At 69.1% G+C, this 15,700-nt stretch carries 17 protein-coding genes and 1 pseudogene; 7 read left to right on the forward strand and 11 right to left on the reverse strand.

Going from position 1 to position 15,700, the window contains the following annotated elements; genetic code table 11:
• Nucleotides 1–2: 2 nt before the first annotated feature.
• From NGB36_RS14295 to NGB36_RS14315, 5 genes are all read right to left on the reverse strand, one after another.
• Nucleotides 3–920, reverse strand: a complete 918-nt coding sequence (locus tag NGB36_RS14295) for an ABC transporter ATP-binding protein (protein WP_255920629.1) — start codon at nt 918–920, stop codon at nt 3–5.
• On the reverse strand, nt 917–1,822 hold the full coding sequence (locus NGB36_RS14300; RefSeq protein ID WP_255920630.1) for an ABC transporter permease subunit: 906 nt from the start codon (nt 1,820–1,822) through the stop codon (nt 917–919). Before NGB36_RS14300 ends, NGB36_RS14295 begins: the two co-directional genes overlap by 4 nt.
• A 456-nt stretch (nt 1,823–2,278) precedes the next feature.
• Complete coding sequence (locus NGB36_RS14305) at nt 2,279–3,166, reverse strand: hypothetical protein (RefSeq protein ID WP_255920631.1); 888 nt, start codon at nt 3,164–3,166, stop codon at nt 2,279–2,281.
• 279 nt (nt 3,167–3,445) lie between these two features.
• Nucleotides 3,446–3,793, reverse strand: a complete 348-nt coding sequence (locus NGB36_RS14310) for a SpoIIE family protein phosphatase (protein WP_255920632.1) — start codon at nt 3,791–3,793, stop codon at nt 3,446–3,448.
• Between the two features lie 68 nt (nt 3,794–3,861).
• A complete protein-coding gene (locus NGB36_RS14315) occupies nt 3,862–4,182 on the reverse strand; it encodes a hypothetical protein (protein WP_255920633.1) in 321 nt (106 codons plus the stop codon).
• Between the two features lie 547 nt (nt 4,183–4,729).
• On the opposite strand from NGB36_RS14315, the gene NGB36_RS14320 reads away from it, so the two are divergent.
• Nucleotides 4,730–4,951, forward strand: a complete 222-nt coding sequence (locus NGB36_RS14320; protein ID WP_255920634.1) for a type A2 lantipeptide — start codon at nt 4,730–4,732, stop codon at nt 4,949–4,951.
• A 285-nt stretch (nt 4,952–5,236) separates the two neighbouring features.
• Here NGB36_RS14320 and NGB36_RS14325 read toward each other — a convergent pair whose 3' ends face one another.
• Nucleotides 5,237–6,220: an ABC transporter ATP-binding protein gene (locus NGB36_RS14325; protein WP_255920635.1), complete on the reverse strand. Its 984-nt coding sequence runs from the start codon at nt 6,218–6,220 to the stop codon at nt 5,237–5,239.
• A gap of 203 nt (nt 6,221–6,423) precedes the next feature.
• On the opposite strand from NGB36_RS14325, the gene NGB36_RS14330 reads away from it, so the two are divergent.
• The 5 genes and pseudogenes from NGB36_RS14330 to NGB36_RS14350 all read left to right on the forward strand — a co-directional run.
• Nucleotides 6,424–7,263: a M24 family metallopeptidase gene (locus NGB36_RS14330; RefSeq protein ID WP_255920636.1), complete on the forward strand. Its 840-nt coding sequence runs from the start codon at nt 6,424–6,426 to the stop codon at nt 7,261–7,263.
• Nucleotides 7,260–9,059, forward strand: coding sequence for an SDR family oxidoreductase (locus NGB36_RS14335; protein WP_255920637.1), 1,800 nt, complete (start codon nt 7,260–7,262; stop codon nt 9,057–9,059). Before NGB36_RS14330 ends, NGB36_RS14335 begins: the two co-directional genes overlap by 4 nt.
• Before the next feature lie 10 nt (nt 9,060–9,069).
• A complete protein-coding gene (locus NGB36_RS14340) occupies nt 9,070–9,972 on the forward strand; it encodes a metal-dependent hydrolase (RefSeq protein WP_255920638.1) in 903 nt (300 codons plus the stop codon).
• A gap of 31 nt (nt 9,973–10,003) precedes the next feature.
• The gene (locus NGB36_RS14345; protein WP_255920639.1) at nt 10,004–10,981 is read left to right on the forward strand and encodes a MerR family transcriptional regulator; all 978 of its coding nucleotides are present in this window, start codon (nt 10,004–10,006) and stop codon (nt 10,979–10,981) included.
• A 68-nt stretch (nt 10,982–11,049) separates the two neighbouring features.
• Nucleotides 11,050–11,292, forward strand: a pseudogene (locus tag NGB36_RS14350) (LLM class flavin-dependent oxidoreductase); the annotation flags it as partial.
• A 31-nt stretch (nt 11,293–11,323) separates the two neighbouring features.
• Here the strand turns inward: NGB36_RS14350 and NGB36_RS14355 are convergent.
• From NGB36_RS14355 to dhaM, 5 genes are all read right to left on the reverse strand, one after another.
• Nucleotides 11,324–12,226: an LLM class flavin-dependent oxidoreductase gene (locus NGB36_RS14355; protein ID WP_255920640.1), complete on the reverse strand. Its 903-nt coding sequence runs from the start codon at nt 12,224–12,226 to the stop codon at nt 11,324–11,326.
• Nucleotides 12,227–12,652: 426 nt separating this feature from the next.
• On the reverse strand, nt 12,653–13,060 hold the full coding sequence (locus tag NGB36_RS33785) for an ATP-binding protein (protein WP_372509438.1): 408 nt from the start codon (nt 13,058–13,060) through the stop codon (nt 12,653–12,655).
• A 67-nt stretch (nt 13,061–13,127) separates the two neighbouring features.
• Nucleotides 13,128–14,108 carry an aldo/keto reductase gene (locus tag NGB36_RS14360; protein ID WP_255920641.1) on the reverse strand — a complete coding sequence of 327 codons (981 nt, stop codon included), beginning with the start codon at nt 14,106–14,108 and terminating at the stop codon, nt 13,128–13,130.
• Nucleotides 14,109–14,140: 32 nt separating this feature from the next.
• Nucleotides 14,141–14,440, reverse strand: a complete 300-nt coding sequence (locus NGB36_RS14365) for an HPr family phosphocarrier protein (protein ID WP_255920642.1) — start codon at nt 14,438–14,440, stop codon at nt 14,141–14,143.
• The gene (gene dhaM / locus NGB36_RS14370; protein ID WP_255920643.1) at nt 14,424–14,816 is read right to left on the reverse strand and encodes a dihydroxyacetone kinase phosphoryl donor subunit DhaM; all 393 of its coding nucleotides are present in this window, start codon (nt 14,814–14,816) and stop codon (nt 14,424–14,426) included. Before dhaM ends, NGB36_RS14365 begins: the two co-directional genes overlap by 17 nt.
• Before the next feature lie 57 nt (nt 14,817–14,873).
• Between dhaM and NGB36_RS14375 the strand changes: the two genes are divergently transcribed.
• Nucleotides 14,874–15,650, forward strand: coding sequence for an IclR family transcriptional regulator (locus NGB36_RS14375; RefSeq protein ID WP_255920644.1), 777 nt, complete (start codon nt 14,874–14,876; stop codon nt 15,648–15,650).
• Nucleotides 15,651–15,700: the final 50 nt, after the last annotated feature.

Raw genomic sequence — 15,700 nt, forward strand, 5'->3', positions numbered from 1 at the left:
GCTCAGGCCGCTACGAGGTAGGAGAAGACGCTTTCCAGCGACTCGTCGGAGGGTGATACCTCGTAGAGCCGGATACCGTGCTCGCGGGCGACGCGCGGCAGCAGTTCGGTGAAGCGCGCGAAGTCGACGGCCTGGATACGCAACGCCTTTTCGTGGGCGTCGAGTTCGAGGCCGGTCGTGGACCCGTCGGCGATGAGCGCGGAGGCGAGCGTCCGGTCGTCGCTGGAGCGGACGAGGTAGCGGTGCGGCCGGTCGGTCATCAGGCGGCGGATCTTGCGGAAGTCGCCCGATGCCGCGTGCCGCCCGGCCACGATCACCTCGATGTGGTGGGCGAGTTGCTCGACCTCCTCCAGGATGTGGGAGGAAAACAGCACCGTACGGCCGTCGGCGCCCATCCGCCGCAGCAGGCCCATCAGTTGCAGCCGCTGGCGCGGGTCCATGCCGTTGAACGGCTCGTCGAGCAGGAGCACGGACGGATCGTGGACGAGGGCAGAGGCCATCTTCACCCGCTGCCGCATGCCCTTGCTGTAGGTGTCGATGCGCCGGTTCTGCGCGTACTCCATCTCGACCGTGGCCAGCGCCCTCTTCGCGGCGGCACCGGGCTCGTGCAGGCCGTGCAGCTCGGCGTTGGCACGGACGAACTCGGCACCGGTGAGGAAGTCGTACATCGCCTCGCGCTCAGGGACGATGCCGATGTGCCGGTAGGCCTCCTCGTTCCGCCAGATGGTGGCGCCGTCGAGGGTGACGCTGCCGGTCGAGGGGGCGAGGAACCCGCCCATCATGTTGATCAGAGTGGACTTGCCGGCGCCGTTGGGCCCGAGCAGGCCCGTCACGCCGGGGCCGATGGCCATCGTGACGTCGTTGACCGCGACCACGTTCCCGAACCAGCGCGAGACATTGTCGATGGCGATGGTGGTCATCCCAGCCCGACCTTTCGGTAACGGCGCATCAGCAGCGCGAAACATCCGGCGATCAGGCCGAGCACGACGAGGAGGTAGACGAACCCTGCTGCCGCGTCAGGCGGACCGTAGCCGCGGACGAAGGAGGAGGTGGCGCCGAGCCACCAGCTCTGCACCCCGTCGATCAAGGTGATCGGCGAGAAGAGCCCGAGCCAGCCGATCGCGCCGGTGTGACCCTGCCGGTACGCGACGGCCTGCACGCTGCTCACGGCGGCGTACGAGATGGTGAGCACCGCGATCACCGCGGCCACGCCGAAGCCTCGGCGCGGCGTCAGCGCGGCTATGACCAGCCCGATGCCGCCGAAGAGCAGCGACAGCAGCGCGGCGGCAAGCAGCCCCTTGCCGAAGCCGGTGCTCTGAGTGGCGAAGTCGAGCTTGGCCAGGAGCGCGCCCATGTACAGGATCACGAGTGGCACCCCGGTGAGGATGAACAGCGCCGAGGCCATGGCGCCGTACTTGGCGATGACATAGTCGATGCGCTCCATCGGGCGGGAGAAGTAGAGCGGGACGGTCTTGAAGCGCAGGTCGCGGGAGACCGCCTGCGGGGCCTGCGCCGCCGTGAACAGGCCGATGACGGCCTGAAGAAAGATCGCGTAACGCGTGTACTCGACCGGAAGCTTGGTCAGGTGCGCATAGACCGTGACGGCGACCATGATGCCCGCGGGCAGGCACATCACGGCGAAGAGGATCACCGGCAGGATCTTGGACTTCGCCGATCGGCCGAGCCCGTACGCACCGCGCAGGCTCTGCGTATAGAGGGAGCGGCGCACATAGCCGCGGCCGAGCCGCGCCCCGTCGTAGTGGCGGTAGCCGATGTCGTAGACGCAAGCCCCCGTTGGTGGCTCACTGGTGGGAACGGTCACGATCAGCCCCTCCGGCCCTGCTCGCCACTTGGTTGATGATGCTCACGGGCCTACTGTCTCGCGTCCACGGTGCCTAGGTCGTCAGCCCGGAGGGTGACGGTTATGGGTGAGGGTCAGCCGAGAGAGGTAGGGGCTGCCCGTACCCGCCCGCTCGGTACGCTGCCTGCCCGGGCGCCGGGGGAACGCAGGGAGGGCCGAACGAGGTTCCAACGGCGAAGACGCTCTCTTACAGACCACACGGGAAAGCCCCCGCTGGCTGAGGCCGGCCGGGGCTGGCCGGGCTGAACGCGGGCGTGGTGGCGGATGGGTGCTGGGTCGGTCCGCGCGCAAAGGTGGCCCCGCGAGCTGGGGGAGTCTCGCGGGGCCGGTGGGCGATCGGTGTGGGAAGGCGCCTGACGTGCTGTGCGACGCACCGATCGCCGCAGTGTGAACCGCTGGTGATGCTGTGACGTCGATTCAGTGGCGGCGGTTGCGGGCCAGTCGGGTCGTGGACACGGAGCCGAGTCCGACGAGCAGCAGGACGGCGCCGATGGCGAGCCAGGTCATGGCGGAGGTACCGGTGTGAGCGAGGTTCCCGCTCGGTGCCGGGCTCGCGCTGGACGCCGGGGCGGACGGGCTGGTGGGTGACGGTGGGGCCGACGCGCCGTGGCTTGGTGTGCCGGTCGGTGCGGGGCTGGTCGGTGCAGGTGCCGTCGTGGGGGCGGTGACCGGGGTGGGGGTGAGGTCGACGGTGGGGCTTTCGGAGGCACCGCATACGTCGGCCGGGTGCTGGATGCCGTCCGCGCAGTCGATGTTGCCCTTGCCCTTGGCAGCGGGGACGCGGTAGTGGAACTGGACCGCGATCGGGTCGTGGGTGTTGGTGGAGTGCACGTCGGCTGCGAAGGTGGCGCCACCGGAGGCGGCGTCGTCGTACATCGGGCCGCCACCGCACAGGTCGGGTGCCTTCACCCCACCTTGGTAGGCGGCCGGTGCGCCCTGGTCGGACCAGGGGTGCAGGTCACCGTCGCCCGGGCGCACGGTCCACGGACCGGTGGCCAGCGGGACGGTGATGTCGCCGGCAACGGACTTGCTGCCCGCCGAGCAGCTGACCGGCAGGCGGACCTCGGCCTGGGCGAAGGTGTAGGTGCCACCGCTCTTGGCGCCCTGGACGCGGAAGTGGTAGCCGGCGGCGACCCAGTCCCCGGGGTGGATCTGGAGGGCGCCTTCCATCGATCCGGACACGCTGATCGGGGCGGCCTGGGCTATGCCCGCCGTACTGAGGCTGAGCGCCGCGGTGGCGCAGGTGACGACGGCCGCGGTGGTGGCGATGGCGCCGAGCCGCGAGCGTGGGATGGTGCGAGTCATTTCCGCAGGACCCCCAAGGGGAGAGTCGGGGCATCAATACAAGGGGAGTGGGGGGATGGCCATGCGAGGAAGATGCCTGCTCAGGTGCGAACGCGGCGCGAAGGTACCGGCGTTACGAGCGGTGGATCGCTGTCCCTGCGTGAGGCGGCATCACTGTGGCGGACTCTTACACATCCCGTCAAGTTCTGCCTCTTGAATAACTTCTGTTGGTCTGGACCTCGGCTTTCACATGGCCAGCCGGAAGGCCACCAGGGACGGTCCGACGTCGCGCGGATGCGATCAGTGGTGGGCACCGCCCGCGTAGACAATCTTCCCGAAGTGGTGGTGGCCGGAGTGGGGGGCGGGCGTGCGGAGGACCGCGACGATGGCGGCGTCGTCACCGAGGCATCCCTCGGTATGGGCAAGGAGATCCCGGCGGATGTGGTGCAGGAGGGTCGCGGGGCTGCTCTCGGTCCACCGTCCGACCTGTTCCGCGAACGGGTAGAAGGCTCCGCTGCGGTCGCGGGCCTCGATGACGCCATCGATGTAGAGGAGGAGCGTGTCACCGGGCTCGAAGGAGAACACGTCGACGGTGGGGCCCGCGGGGCCCAACCTGCCTACGCCGAGCGGGGCACGGGGTGGGAGCATTCAATGGGTATGACGTAATTCCCCCTGAGCAGGAGTAGCGGAGGGGAGACCGCAGCTGGTCATCTCGACTACAGGGTCGCGGTCAGGGGATGTCCACCAGCAGGGCTGGTGATGTCGGTGCGTGTAGCGGTGTACAGATCCTCGCCGATGTCGGCTTCGTCTTCGGCGGCAAGGTACAAAGCAGCGATCTGCAGCGGGCCGATTCGGTGAGGAAGCGGACGCAGCAGGGCCCTTTGCGCGGCCTCAGCCACTGATTGCGCCTGCGCCAGTTTGAGCATGCGGCGTTCACGCGTCGCGCAGAAGAACACGACCGAGAGCGCGGCGAGCGCGGTCAGCTGCGCCAGGTGGTTGGTCGTCGCCAGCCCGCCGTGGAACACCGAGATGATCATCTGGGCCGCTAGGGCCAGAGCCCCATGAAGCCCGTCAGGCATGGGCCTGCGAACGTACCGGTGAGGGCGGTCGCAATGACCAGCAACGATCCCAGATGGACGTCTGCAGCAGAGTGGATGTCCGCCACAGTGATGACCACGATGAGCGTGACGGGAACAGCCACGAGGTACGGCGCCCCACAGGTTTGAGCAGACTCACACGAGATCACAGACTCGGCGACCTTGTGCATTACCCGCCCGGAAAAGGCATAGAATTTTCACAGAATCTCGCTACGTGGCGCGACCGCCCAACCTTAGGGACGCATATGTCCCATCGGCATCAACGTCCAGGCCAACTCCAAGAGTGTCGACCGCCGAAAAACGCGTGGAGGAGTTGTCGGCACCCAGTGGAGGCTTCTGCACGTTGACATGTCGCAATACCGGAACATCTATGGGAATGCCCGATTGGCCAGGTAGTGGGGCAGCTCGGCGATGTGGTTTGATCTCGCGCCAAGCAGGTGTCCCGCACATTCGGTGACGCCCAAAGCCATGAAGGGAAGGGTCGGTCATGCGTAAAGACTTCACACCCGAGGTCGAGACACGCGAGATCGCCGAGAGCGATCTGGACAACGTTTCCGGCGGCCACCACCACGCCATTCACCGTCTCGCACACGCGATCCATCACGTCGAGTCCGAGCTGGCCGCTTCGTCGGTTTCTGGCGGAGCGGGCCTCCAGGCTACCGGCCTCATCCCGGGCCAGGCCGGTTTTTCCGGGTCCGCCGGTTCCTGACCCGATATTCGATATGAGGGCGTCTTAGCCGGAACCAGTACCGACTGTGCCGCTAATCCCGGTTTCCAGCGGGCGTGTCACGGGCCCCGAAACTTCCCGGACGCTGTTGGTTAATCGGGGGCTTGGTGTGACGTCGGCCTTTGAGACTTGGTTGTGGTCTTGAAGGCCGACGTTGTCGTGTGGGGATGGGTGCGGATGTCGTTGCAGCCCAAGGGACCCAGCGAGGTCCTGGCGGAGACGGTGCGGGTGGCGCGGGCCGCGTTGCCGAACGCCGCTGCAGCCGTCTCAGGCGGCATCGCGATCGCCCCCTTCCTCGTCGGGCTGGTCGGTCTCGTCGGTGAAGAGTTCGGCGATGCGGTGGCGGCGCTGTTCCATCCGGATCAGGCCGACGCCCAGCTCGGCGACGGTGTCGCGGACGGTGTCGTAGGTGGATTCGTCCCGGATGTCGACGAGCAGCAGATGGCCGTCGGCACGGGCCGTCAGGCCGGCCGCCGCCAGCGCGTCGAGCGTCGCACGGGTGCCGTCCGGGTGGCGGTCGGTGTCGGTGACCTCGACCGCGAGCGACCCGGTGGCCTGTGTGAACTCCTGTGTGGAGGAGGAGCGCAGGAGACGGCCGCCGTCGATGACCACGACCTGGTCGCTGGTGCGCTCCAACTCGCCGAGCAGGTGGGAGGTGACGAGCACGGAGATGCCGAAGTCGGTGTGGACGCGGCGGATCAGGCCGAGCATCTCGTCGCGCCCCGCCGGGTCGAGGCCGTTGGTCGGCTCGTCGAGCAGCACCAGCTGCGGGTCGTGGACCAGCGCCTGGGCGAGCTTGACGCGCTGCTTCATACCCATCGAGTAGCCGCCGATCGGCCGGTAGCGCTCCTCGTAGAGGCCGACGTGGCGCAGTGTGTCGGCGGTGCGCTCACGGGCCGCTGTCGGCGGCAGCCCGGACATGCGCGCCATGTGGACGACGAACTCGGTGGCCGAGACGTCGGGCGGCAGGCAGTCGTGCTCGGGCATGTAACCCACGTGCGCGCGGATGGCCGGCCCGTCGGTGCGCGAGTCGAGGCCGAGGACGGATGCCGTGCCCTCGGTCGCCGGGGAGAGCCCGAGCAGGATCTTGATCAGGGTGGATTTGCCGGCGCCGTTGGCGCCGACGAGTCCCGTCACACCGGGGGCGATCTCCACGGTGAGCCGGTCCAGAGCGGTCACCCGTGGATACCGCTTGGTCAGGCTTTCGGTCGCGATCACAGTCACGTCCTCGACGGTAGTGGTGCGAGCCACAGCAGTCGTCACTCCTGGGTCGTGGCCGTACGTACTCCTGCGGGCTGATACCGCGTGGCTCACCGTAGGGGGCACATAGGGGGACGGTGGGCGGGCACTGCGTGATCGGGAGTTTTCCACAGGGCCCGGCGGACCTCTTGACGCAGCCATGGAGCGTTGTCACATTCGTTGATGTCAGCTTCGTCGGAGGACGGGACGGCACCATGAGCGGTGTACGCGGTGTGCAGCCAGACGCTCTCGACGGCTTCCGGGACGTGCAGCGGCTGGCGTACGCCTGCGCGGAGGCGGTCGCCGCCCAGCTGCGGCCGGGAATGACCGAACGGGACGCCGCCCGCGCGATGCGGGAGTGGGCGGTCGAGCGCGGGGTGCGGGACTGGTTCCATCTGCCGTTCGCCTGGTTCGGCGACCGCACGGCGTTCGTAGGCTTCAAGATCCCCACGCAGTTCTTCCCGACGCACCGCAGGCTGGAGGCGGGGATGCCCTTCATCCTCGACCTGGCGCCCATACACCGCGGCTTCACCGCCGACATCGGCTACTCCGGATGTCTGGGGCCCAACCCCGTCCATGACCGGCTCCTCGCCGATCTGCGGGACCACCGCGACCTGATCCTGCGCGAGGTACGCGAACGGCGTTCGCTGCAGCGGATCTACGAGGACGTGGACCGCCTCATGGCCAGACAGGGCTACACCAACCGCCACCGTGCCTACCCGTTCGGGGTGATCGCGCACAAGGTCGACCGAGTCAAGGAGCACCGCTGGTCGCCGCACATAGCGGGGTTCGGCACGCAGAGTCTGCGCGGCCTGGCCAAGGACGCGCTGCACGGGCACCGGGAGGGCTGGTCGCCCCTGTGGAGTCCGTACCGGATGTCGGACCACCCTCCGCAGCCGGGGCTGTGGGCGGTCGAGCCGCATCTGGGATTCCGCGGCACGGGCGCGAAGTTCGAGGAGATCCTCGTGGTCACCGAGGACGACGCCTTCTGGCTGGACGACGAACTGCCGCACGTGAAGCGGTGGCAGGAAACCGACAAGGGGGCGGCGGCATGAACGGGAACGGAGAGGCGCGGGAGCGCTGGGTGCGGTCGGGCGACGTGGAGCTGTGCGTCGCCGAGTACGGGATGGAGGGGAAGGAGGAGGACGCCCGCCGGCCGACGGTGGTGCTGGTCCACGGCTACCCCGACAGCAAGGAGGTGTGGTCGTCCGTCGCCGAGCGCCTCGCGGACCGCTTCCATGTTGTGCTGTACGACGTGCGCGGCCACGGACGCTCCAGCGCGCCCCGGCCGCTGCGCGGGGGCTTCCGCCTCGAGAAGCTCACCGACGACTTCCTGGCGGTGGCCGACGCGGTGAGCCCGGACAGGCCGGTCCATCTGGTCGGGCACGACTGGGGATCGGTGCAGGGCTGGGAGTTCGCCACAGCCAAGCGCACCGAGGGCCGGATCGTGTCGTTCACCTCCGTCTCCGGGCCGTCGCTCGACCACTTCGGCCATTGGATCAAGCACCGGATGCGGCACCCCACTCCGCGCCGGGTCGCCCAACTCCTCGGACAGGGCGCCCGTTCCTGGTACGTGTACGCGCTTCACACGCCCGTCCTTCCCGAACTGGCCTGGCGCGGGGCACTGGGACGGCAGTGGCCCAGGATGCTGGCCCGCGTGGAGAAACTCCCACCGGGCGAGTACCCGACCCCGTCGCTTCCGCAGGACGCGGCTCATGGCGCCTGGCTGTACCGGGACAACGTCCGTGAACGGCTGGCGCACCCGCGCGCCGATGCCTATGCCCATGCCCCCGTCCAGCTGATCACGCCGTCCGGCGATCCGTTCCTCTCCGAGCGGCTCTACGACGACCTGGACCGGTGGGCTCCCGGACTGCGACGCCGCACCGTCCCCGCCAAGCACTGGCTGCCCCGCACCAGGCCCGGTCAACTCGCCGAATGGATCACGGAGTTCGTCACCGCCACCGAGGATGCGGGCGGCGGGACCACCAGCCCCGCCAAAGGGTTGACCGGCGATTGCGGCCCTTTCGCTGAGCGCTTCGGCGGACAGCTCGTCCTGGTGACGGGGGCGGGCAGCGGCATCGGCCGTGCCACGGCGTTCGCGTTCGCCGAGGCCGGGGCGCGGATTGTCGCCGTCGACCGGGATGCGGAAACGGCCTCCCGAACCGCGGAGCTGGCCCGTCTGCTGGGCGCGCCCGGCGCATGGGCCGAGACGGTGGACGTCTCCGACGAGCAGGCGATGGAGAAGCTCGCAGAGAAGGTCCGCACCGAACACGGCGTCGTCGACGTGCTGGTGAACAATGCGGGGATCGGTCTGTCCGGCACCTTCCTCGACACCTCGCCCGAGGAGTGGCGCCGGGTGCTCGACGTCAACCTGTGGGGCGTCATCCACGGCTGTCGGCTGTTCGCCCGGCAGATGGTCGACCGCGGGCAGGGCGGGCACATCGTCAACACCGCGTCGGCCGCCGCCTATCTGCCCTCCCGCGCCTTGCCCGCGTACAGCACGTCGAAGGCGGCCGTCCTGATGCTCAGCGAGTGCCTGCGTGCCGAGCTGGCCGAGCACGGCATCGGTGTGACGGCCGTCTGTCCCGGCTTCGTCAACACCAACATCACCGCGACTGCGCGCTTCGCCGGGGTGACCGAAAAGGAGCAGGAGCGTCTGCGGTCGAAGTCCTCGCGGCTGTACCGGATACGCAACTACCCACCGGAGAAGGTCGCCGGCGCGCTGCTGCACGGCGTGCTGCGCAATGCGGCCGTGGTCCCGGTGACCCCGGAGGCACGCGGCGCACGGCTGCTGGCCCGGCTCTCCCCCAGGGCTCTGCGCGCGATGGCCCGTCTCGACCCGCCCTTGTAGGAGCTCACCGATGAATGCCACGTACGAGATCAAACCTAGGCGCGTCTCCTTCGACTGGGAGCGCACCCCGCTGCACTGGATACCCGGCGAACCGACCGCCACGCATGTGATCAACGTGCTGCATCTGCTGCTGCCCGCCGGTGAGCGCTGGTTCGTCAAGGTCTTCAAGGAGGCGCTGCCGCTGGTCACGGACGACGAGCTGCTGGCGGACGTCAAGGGCTTCATGGGCCAGGAAGCCACGCACAGCGTCCAGCACTCCTACGTCCTCGACCACCTCGCCGAGCAGGGGCTGGACACCAAGCCGTACACCAGGCACGTGGACTGGATCTTCGACGTGCTGCTCGGCGAGAAGCCGCCGGTGTGGGCGCCGGTGCCGGCGAATGAGTGGCTGCGCTTCCGGCTGTCGCTGATCGCCGCGATCGAGCAGTTCACCGCCGTGCTCGGCGACTGGGTGCTCAGCGCCGAGAGCCTCGACGCCGCCGACCCCGACCCCGTTATGCTCGACCTGCTGCGCTGGCACGGCGCGGAAGAGGTGGAACACCGCTCGGTGGCCTTCGACATGTACCAGCACACCGGCGGCAGCGGTCTTCCGCGCTATGTCCGCCGGATCGAGGGGATGGCCGTCACTGCGCCCGTGCTGCTGTGGCTGTGGGCCGCAGGCGCTTCGTATCTGATACGCCACGATCCGCAGCTGCGCGGCAGCATCCGCTACTCGCTGCGCGAGCACAACAAGGCCGTGAAGAAGGGGCTCCTCCCCACCTGGCGCGAGTTGGGTGCAGCCATACCCCGCTATCTGCGCCGGTCGTACCATCCCTCGCAGGAGGGCTCGATGCGAGCGGCCGTCGAATACCTGGCCACGTCGCCCGCGGCGAGGGCCGCTGCGGCCGCAATGCGGCGGGCCGCCACCTCCTGACGCCGTGCGAAGCCAAGAGCGGAGTGATCGCTTGTCCACCGTCACCGACGACCGCGCCGCGCCCGCCTACCCGGCGTACCGGATCGACGATCTGGCCCGCGAGTCCGGCACCACGGTCCGTACGATCCGCGCCTACCAGGACCGCGGCCTGCTGCCGAAGCCGGAACGGCGCGGCCGCGCCAATCTCTACAGCGAGGTGCACCTCGGCCGCCTCCACCAGATAGCCGAACTGCTCGAACGCGGCTATACCTTGGCCAGCATCAAGGAGCTGCTCGAAGCCTGGGACGCCGGCACGGGGCTCGGAGGAGTGCTGGGTCTCGTCAGCGAGGTCGACCGGCCGTGGTCGGACGAACGGCCGGCCCGGATCGGCCGTGCCGAGCTGGTGGCAAGGTTCGGCGGGGTGGACGACGACGGTGCGATCGCGGAGGCGGTCGAGCTCGGTGTCCTGGAACCGGTGCCGGATGCCGAGGACGAATTCCTCGTCCCCAGCCCCCAGGAGCTGGCAGTCGCAGCGGAGCTGCACGCGGCGGGCGTGCCGCTGCGTGCCATATCCGGCCATCTCAGAGAGTTGCGCGGCCAGGTCGAGCACATCGCCCAGCGTTTCCTGCAGTTCACCAGCGAGCACGTCTTCCGCCGCTACCTCGACCACCCGCCGTCGGATGCCGAGGCGACGGAGGCCGCCGCGCTCGTCCGCAGGCTGCGACCGCTCGCCCAGCAGACCGTCGACGCCGAGCTGGCCCGCGCCATGCGGATGCTGGCGACCGAGCTCGTCCAGCGCCATCTCGGGGAGGCGGCCCAGCCTCAGCGGCCTCGGCCTGCGGCTCGACCAGGGGAGGCCGAGCACATCACGGTCACCCTGCCCGCGTCCACGGTCCGCTCCGTCCGGGCGCTGACCGGCCCCCGCCATACTGCGGCCTTCATCGCCGCGGCCACCGAACGCGAGGTGCGGGCCCGCACGATGGACGCGCTCACCAAGGACGCACCCCACCCGGCGCCACACCCTCAGTGACCAGCAGTGGGGCACGCGCGGGACACGACGGGACAGGAGTGTCACAGGGTCGGCGTAGGGTCGGCCTCATGCGTCTGAGCACTGTGATCCTGCCCGTGTACCGCTGGAAGGAGGGGCGCCAGGTGTGGCGCCGGGCCGAGGAGCTGGGGTTCCACACCGCCTACACCTACGACCACCTCTCCTGGCGGGTCCCGTTCCGCGACGGCCCCTGGTTCGGTGCCGTACCCACGCTGACCGCCGCCGCGACGGCGACCGCATGGCTGCGCCTCGGCACCATGGTCACCTCAGTCGAGCCTTGTTCACCCATCTCATCCTGACCTGCGGCGATGATGCCACACAGTCTCAGCCGAGCTGTTTGAGCCCTTCGGTGGCGATGCGTTCGAAGACGGTCTGGTCGGCGGCGAAGCGGGTGTCGGGGACGGGCCAGTGCAGGACGATCTCGTCGATGCCGAGCTCGCCGTAGGTGCCGGCGAAGTCGACGAAGGCGTCGAGGGACTGCCAGGGCTCCTCGGGGGCGAAGCCGAGCAGGAAGGTCCGCCGCAGCTGCTGCGGGTCCCGACCGGCGGCGGCGCACGCGGCGTCGAGCTTTTCCAGTTGCGCGCGGATCGAGGCCGGCCCGGGGTCGGGGCGCTGGGCGGCGACCGCCTCCGCGTAGCCCTTGGGGTTGCCGGTGGTGACCCATGACTCGCCGTACCTCGCCGCGAGGGCCATGCCGCGCGGCCCGTTCCCGGCGACGGTGAAGGGGATACGGGGGCGTTGCACGCAGCCGGGGATGTTGCGGGCCTCGTGGGCCGAGTAGAAGCGGCCCTCGGAGGTGGTGCTGTCCCCCGTGAGCAGCGCGTCGAGCAGGGAGAGGAACTCGGCGAACCGGTCGGCCCGTTCGCCTGCCGTCCACTCCTGCTGGCCGAGCACGGCAGCGTCGAAGCCGTTGGTGCCGGCCCCGATGCCCAGCGTGATCCGGCCGTCGGAGATGTCGTCGAGCGTCATCAGCTCCTTGGCGAGCGTCACCGGGTGCCGGAAATTTGGGGACGTAACCATGGTCCCAAGCCGCAACCCCTCAGTCGCCGTTGCAGCGGCGGTCAGCGTAGGCACGGCGCCAAACCAGGGGGTATCGCGGAACGGGACCCGCCAGGAGAGGTGGTCGTAGGTGTAGGCGGTGTGGAACCCCAGCTCCTCGGCCCGCCGCCACACCTCCCCTCCCTCGTTCCAGCGGTAAACGGGCAGGATGACAGTGCTCAGACGCATGCTGTCGACCCTACGGGCAAAAAGGGCTCCGGCCGACGAAGCCGGTACGTACCGGACAGCCGGGTACGAGCACGACCGGCGAGGCGTCCGCCAGTAGTATTGCAGGTAGTCCGGTGGGTGCGACCTTCTGTTCGCGGAGTCGCTGACCTGCGTAAACGTGGCAGTGAGGGCCTCAATAACCGGTCCCGGACGTGCCCTCATCGACCGTGGTTTACCGACCTTTAGGGCACGCGGAGAGCGCGGCCCCGAGCCCTAGCAGCAGGAGTCCCGCGTGTGCCCTGTACATACAGGTCCGGGCAAGGCCGTTCGTCCCGCCTTCGCAGGCGCAAATACTTATGTACAGGCGTGGAGCCCAGGAACATCTGGGCTGAGGCGTGGCCCGTGCTATAGCGGCCCCGTCAAGGCCGCGCAGTCTGCTGCAGCCCTTCATGCGGCCCGGTGCGGGAGGGTTACGCGGACGGTTTTGCCGTGCCGGTCCGGGTCAGCGGGCATTTCGACGGTGCCACCCGACTCCGTGGTCAGATCGGTAACCATCTTCAGTCCCCAGCCTCCTCCGTCCGGGCGGCATGCGGGAAGTACGCGGGGGCGGTGAGGGTGCCGATCGTGGACCGCGATCACGAGGTGGTCTGACCGGACCGCGACGGCGATATCGACGCGGGGCGACAGGTCGGACGCGTGGATGACTGCGTTGGTGACAAGCTCGGTGAGGATGAGCAGGGCTGTATCCGTTGAGGGTGGGTCGAGCCCGTATCGGGCGAGGGCGGCCCCTACCTGGTGGCGGGCCTTGGGTACTGAGGTATCTGTGGTCGGCAGGCTAAAGGTCACCTGGTGCACTGTGTGAGTCGGCGCGGCGGAAGCAACGGCTGCTGCGAAGGCGGTTGGCGGCGCTCCTCTCGGGCTGCTAGGTCCAGGGGAGTTGGGACCTGTGGGTCCAGTAGGTGTGCGGGGTTTCTGCGAGGCCGGCGAGCTGGGCGACTTCGTCGGTGCCGAGGTGGACAGTGGTGGCGAGCAGGTTGGAGGTGAGCTGGCAGGTGGTTGCTGCTCCGGAAAGGACGATGTCGGCCCAGGGCTGGCGGAGAGCGGCGGCCAGGGCGATAGCGTCGAAGGAGACGCCGGTGTCGTCCGCGATCGGAGCGAGGACGCGGCGGAGGTGGGGCTGGTGGTGGCGTTGGGCGAGTTGGCCATTGGCTAGCGCTTCCTTGATGATGACCATGCGGCCGGCGTCGTGCGCTTCGGCCAGTGCTGGTCCGGCGGATGGTTCGAGTAGGTTCCAGGTGGCCTGCACGCTGTGGAAGAGCGGCTCGCCATCGATGGTGATGTCGAGGGCGGCGCGGATGGCGTCGCTCTGGTTCGGGCCGGTGGTGGTCAGGCCCACGGTGATGCCTTCGGCGGCGAGGGCAGCGAGCCGGTGGTGCAGGGCGGTGTCGGTGAGGGCGGCGCTGTCCGGGGTGACGGAGTGCACCTGGTAGAGGTCGAGATGGCCGCCGAGGAGGGATCGGGTCTCGGCGAGTTGTCGGTCGTAGGTGCGGATGCTGTGGTCCTTGACCTCGTGGGTCTGGGCGTGGATGTGCCAGTCGGCGGTGTAGGCGTAGCCCCACTTGCTGGCTATGAACACGTCACGGAGGTCGCCGCCGTTTTTCATCCAGTCGGCGAGGAACTCCTCGGCGCGGCCGTAGGAGCGGGCAGTGTCGATGTAGCGGATGCCACGGGAGTAGGCGAGGTCGAGGAGCTCGTGCGTGTGGCGGCGCATCGCGGCGGCGGTACGCTCCGGCGGCAGGTCGTCTGTACGGCCTGGGGTGATGTAGCCGGGTCGGCCGACCGCGGCCAGGCCCAGCCCCATCCGTTGGATGGGCGCGTCGGGGAGTCGGGCGTCCGTGGCCATGGTCGGCGGCTCCTTCGGTGTGTGCGGTTCGGTTATTCGGCGGTGGCGAGGATGTCTGCCAGGGCGGCGACGGCCTGGTCTGCGTCGGGGCCTTCGGCGCGGACGGTGACGGTGGCGCCGGCGGTGGCACCCAGGCCCATGACGGCGAGGACACCGGTGGGGTTGACGGTGCGGCCGGCGTACTCGAGTTGTACGGAGCTGGTGAATCCGGCAGCGGCTTTGGCGAGTCGGCCGGCCGGGCGGGCGTGCAGGTTGGCGGACAGGACGACGACGATCTCGTGGTTCGCCGCGGTGGTCGATTCCGTGGCGGTGGACTCAGAGCTTGAGGACATGGCGGGCCTCCTTGGCTGCGTTGGCGACGGTCTGCAGGTCGGCGCCGGATGCGGCAGTGACGACAGCCGCGACGGCTCCTTCGACGAAGGGGGCGTCGACGATCGTGATGTCGGAGCGGGGGTTGTCTTCCAGGACAGCGCGGGCGGTGAGGACGGAGCTGCCGAGGTCTGGTAGGACGACGACACCGCCTCCGCGGTCGGCGTGCCGGATTGCGGCGAGGACGAGGTGGTAGCTGGTACCGATCCGGCCGTCGTCGGTGCCTCCGGCGGTGGCGAGGGGGACATCATCGGAGCCGATCTGCTGCACCAGAGAGCCAAGGCCCTTGGCGAGTTCGGCGCTGTGGGACACGAGTACGATGCCGACAGGTGCGCTCATGAACGCTTACGTTAAATCTCGGAACGCAGTTCAGCAATAGTGAACGGGAGATTATTTATGGTGCAGGCAGTGCAGCGGGCGGTGCAGATCCTGCGCGAGCTCGCGTCCACCGGTCCGCGGCTCGGTGTCACGGAGCTGGCCGACCGCCTGGGCGTGGCCAAGCCGACCGTTCACGCGCTGCTGCGCACGCTGGAGGCCGAGGGTCTTGTAGTGCAGGACCGGGACAGTTCCAAGTACCAGCTCGGCCCGGATCTGGTGTCGCTGGGGAATGCCTACCTGGACACCCAGGAGCTGCGGACGCGCTCGCTGACCTGGGCGGATCAGCTCGCCACCCGCGCGGGCGAGGCGGTCTGGGTGGCGGTACTCACCGGTGACCACGTCCTGGTGGTGCACCACGCCTTCCGCCCGGAGGGCGCCGTGCAGATCCTGGAGGTGGGCGCCAGCATCCCGTGGAACACTTGCGCCCTGGGCAAGGCCATCGTGGCCTTCGCTCCCGCCGCCGAACGCGAAGCGCTGCTCGCCACCCAACAGGCCGTTCTCACCGGCGCCAGCATCACCGACCCCAGGGAGCTGGCCAGGCAACTGGAGGAAATCCTCAGGACGGGGTACGCGATCGAGGACCAGGAATCCGCCATCGGCGACGCCGGCATCGCCGCCCCCGTCTTCGACCGCTCCGGCGAGGTGGTGGGCGCCATCGGAATCGTCGGCCCCGTCGAGCGTCTGCTCGCCGAAACAGCACGTCAGGACCTCGCCGTTGCCGTCCGCGAGACCGCCCGCAACCTCTCTCGCGACCTCGGCGCCCCCCGCGGATCCTCCCGGCGCGCCATCGCCTGACCTGCCCACCGCGTCCGCTCTCCCGAGCCCGCGGAGGGCGCTCGCACGCC

Source organism: Streptomyces humicola (assembly GCF_024436035.1).
In the GTDB taxonomy this organism is placed as follows: Bacteria; Actinomycetota; Actinomycetes; order Streptomycetales; family Streptomycetaceae; genus Streptantibioticus_B; species Streptantibioticus_B humicola.